1 tRNA gene and 2 rRNA genes (1 of these 3 cut by a window edge) are annotated in these 3,821 nt (G+C 52.8%); all 3 read right to left on the bottom strand.

Going from position 1 to position 3,821, the window contains the following annotated elements:
- Positions 1 to 89: 89 nt before the first annotated feature.
- A 5S ribosomal RNA gene (rrf, locus tag ACR0JA_RS23565) occupies positions 90 to 204 on the bottom strand.
- Between the two features lie 171 nt (positions 205 to 375).
- Positions 376 to 3,241: ribosomal RNA gene (locus tag ACR0JA_RS23560) — 23S ribosomal RNA — on the bottom strand.
- Positions 3,242 to 3,789: 548 nt separating this feature from the next.
- A tRNA-Ala gene (locus tag ACR0JA_RS23555) sits at positions 3,790 to 3,821 on the bottom strand (it continues 44 nt past the right edge of the window).

Raw genomic sequence — 3,821 nt, 5'->3', positions numbered from 1 at the left:
CCCGCGACACTTTGGTGGGCCTATCGCCTATTCGGCTAATTGAGGCCGTGTATTGATTGATCGTTTAGAGAGAATTGGGCTTTTACTAGGTTTGGCGGTGACCTACTCTCCCGGGGCTTAAGCCCAAGTACCATTGGCGCGGCAGTGCTTAACTTCCGGGTTCGGGATGGGACCGGGTGTTTCACTTGCGCTATGACCACCAAACCGAGGAAAAGCCCATGTCGACTTTCCTGCGTTGCAGGAAAGCGACGAGGTGGCAGGCAGCGTCTTTTGCTTGCAAAAGGCGCGTTGCCACTCGGTTGTATTAATCAGATCAACGTTGTCCAACTCAAGGTCAGTGTATGCTTTTGGTGATTTGTCTTTCCATTACTGGATCAAATCAAGCCTATCGGGCGATTAGTACCGGTCAACTGAACGCATTACTGCGCTTACATCTCCGGCCTATTGACGTGGTGGTCTTCCACGGCCCTCAGGGAGACCTTGTTTTGAGGGGGGCTTCCCGCTTAGATGCCTTCAGCGGTTATCCTGTCCGATCATAGCTACCCAGCACTGCCGTTGGCACGACAACTGGTCCACCAGTGGATCGTTCACCCCGGTCCTCTCGTACTAGGGGCAACTCCTCTCAAGTCTCCTACACCCACGGCAGATAGGGACCGAACTGTCTCACGACGTTCTAAACCCAGCTCACGTACCTCTTTAAACGGCGAACAGCCGTACCCTTGGGACCTGCTCCAGCCCCAGGATGAGATGAGCCGACATCGAGGTGCCAAACACTGCCGTCGATATGGACTCTTGGGCAGTATCAGCCTGTTATCCCCGGCGTACCTTTTATCCGTTGAGCGATGGCCCTTCCACTCGGGACCACCGGATCACTATGGCCGTCTTTCGACTCTGCTCGACTTGTCAGTCTTGCAGTCAGGCTGGCTTCTGCCATTGCACTCAACGAGCGATTTCCGACCGCTCTGAGCCAACCTTCGCGCGCCTCCGTTACGCTTTAGGAGGCGACCGCCCCAGTCAAACTACCCGCCACGCAGGGTCCCGGATCCGGATAACGGACCGCGGTTAGACATCAAGAGTGCGAAGGGTGGTATCTCAAGGGAGGCTCCACGGATACTTGCGTTTCCGCTTCAAAGCCTACCACCTATCCTGCACATCACAATCCTGATGCCAGTGCGAAGCTGTAGTAAAGGTGCACGGGGTCTTTCCGTCTAACCGCGGGAAGCCTGCATCTTGACAGGCAATTCAATTTCGCTGAGTCGATGTTGGAGACAGCGGGGAAGTCGTTACGCCATTCGTGCAGGTCGGAACTTACCCGACAAGGAATTTCGCTACCTTAGGACCGTTATAGTTACGGCCGCCGTTTACCTGGGCTTCAATTCAAGGCTCTCACCTCTCCTTTTAACCTTCAGGCACCGGGCAGGCGTCAGACCCTATACGTCGTCTTGCGACTTCGCAGAGCCCTGTGTTTTTAATAAACAGTCGCCACCCCCTGGTTTGTGCCCCCAGCCCCTAGTTGCCTAGGAACCGGGCCTCCTTCTCGCGAACTTACGGAGGTATTTTGCCGAGTTCCTTCAACATCGTTCTCTCAAGCGCCTTGGTATGCTCTACCAGTCCACCTGTGTCGGTTTAGGGTACGGTCTGATGGAGGGCTATTTCCAGGAACCACTCAGCAGCCCAATCAATCCGATAAGATTGAACTACACCTGTGATCCGTCACATCCTCCTGGCCTAGGAATATTAACCTAGTTCCCATCGCCTACGCCTTTCGGCCTCGGCTTAGGGGCCGGCTTACCCTGCTCAGATTAGCTTTAAGCAGGAACCCTTGGACTTTCGGCGAGAGTGTCTCTCACACTCTTTGTCGCTACTCATGTCATCATTCTCACTAGTGATCTCTCCACGGGATCGCTCACGCGCCCGCTTCATCGAAAACACTCTATCCTGCGCTACCGCCTATTCGGCTACTTGAGCGCGATTGCTCGCGCCAAATGACCGGCGATAATACAGGATGAGTGCTATGTCACACTACGCTCTGCTACCGATGCTTACGCATCCCTAGACTTCGGCTCATGGCTTGAGCCCCGTTACATCTTCGCCGCAGGACAACTTATTTAGACCAGTGAGCTGTTACGCTATCTTTAAAGGATGGCTGCTTCTAAGCCAACCTCCTGGTTGTTTTGGTCGTCCCACCTGCTTTCCCACTTAGCCATGAATTGGGGGCCTTAGTCGTAGGTCAGGGTTGTTTCCCTCTCCACTACGGACGTTAGCATCCGCAGTGTGTCTGCCATCTAGTACTCCCGGGTATTCGGAGTTTGGTTAGGATCAGTAAGCCTGTGGGGCCCCATTACCCATCCAGTGCTCTACCCCCCGGGGTATTCGGATGACGCTCTACCTAAATAGATTTCGCAGAGAACCAGCTATCTCCGAGTTTGATTGGCCTTTCACCCCTAGGCACAGCTCATCCCGATCCTTTTCAACGGATGTGGGTTCGGTCCTCCAGTAAGTGTTACCTTACCTTCAACCTGGCCATGCCTAGATCACTCGGTTTCGGGTCTGATCCCACGAACTCATGCGCCCTATTAAGACTCGCTTTCGCTACGCCTACACCTAACGGCTTAAGCTTGCTCGTGAGACCAAGTCGATGACCCATTATACAAAAGGTACGCCGTCAGCTCGCAAGGAGCCTCCGACTGATTGTAGGCGTTCGGTTTCAGGTACTGTTTCACTCCCCTCGTCGGGGTGCTTTTCACCTTTCCCTCACGGTACTGGTTCGCTATCGGTCAGCAAGGAGTACTTAGCCTTCGAAGGTGGTCCTCCGATCTTCAGACAGAATTTCACGTGTTCCGCCCTACTTAATACGTCCATCAGAGCTTAGAATACGGGGCTGTCACCCGCTATGGCCATGCTTCCCAACATGTTCTTCTCACTCATCTGGCTCGGCTGGTCCCCGTTCGCTCGCCGCTACTAGGGGAGTATCAATTGATTTCCTTTCCTCCGGGTACTTAGATGTTTCAGTTCCCCGGGTTTGCTCTTAAAACCCTATGTATTCAGGTCTTAAGTACCTGTTTAAACCCCATATTGAGTATCAAAGATAACAATATGAAGCTTTCAGGTGGGTTGCCCCATTCAGAAATCCATGGATCAAAGCTTATTCTCAGCTCCCCATGGCTTATCGCAGAGTATCACGTCTTTCATCGCCTCTTGCTGCCAAGGCATTCACCAAACGCCCTTCTCGCGCTTGATTTGATCCAGAAAAAGAAAGACTTAATCTTTGCGCTACCGCCTATTCGGCTACTTGAGCGCATGAACTCTTTCGGCCTTCGGCCTTCACAGTTCGATTAGATCGATCGTGATCACCCAGCTGGTAACTAAAGGTGATCGTTCTTCTGAACCAAAAACATACATTTCCCGCCCCCGCCACTTGGACGAGGACAATTGAGCAACCCCATATGGTCTCTCAGCCGTGCAGCTGATCAACGCAGGTCGCTCGGGTTAGTATATTTGACTTGGACAACTCTGTTCGTTTCAGTCGCGATACACGAGACAGGGCCGGCTAGACCCAAACCGTGCCGCTTATCCGAAGATAAGAACGACCGAGATCAGTGCCACACTCGGCACGATCAAACAGTGTTGATTGATTTCTCTCTATACGATGTCAATATTGGCGACTTCCGAAGGAAGTCTGCCAGGTGCGAGGCAGCGTATTCTCGAAGAGAATGCGCGTTCGCACACCCATCCAATTGGATGATCCAACACTCAAACAAGTGCTCGATGATCAAATCGAAAGGTAAATGGTGGAGCCTAGGAGGATCGAACTCCTGACC

It is taken from the genome of Ruegeria sp. AM4 (genome assembly GCF_056540665.1).
The sequence above is the reverse complement of the archived record's forward strand: the minus strand, read 5'-3'. Positions and strand labels throughout refer to the sequence as shown.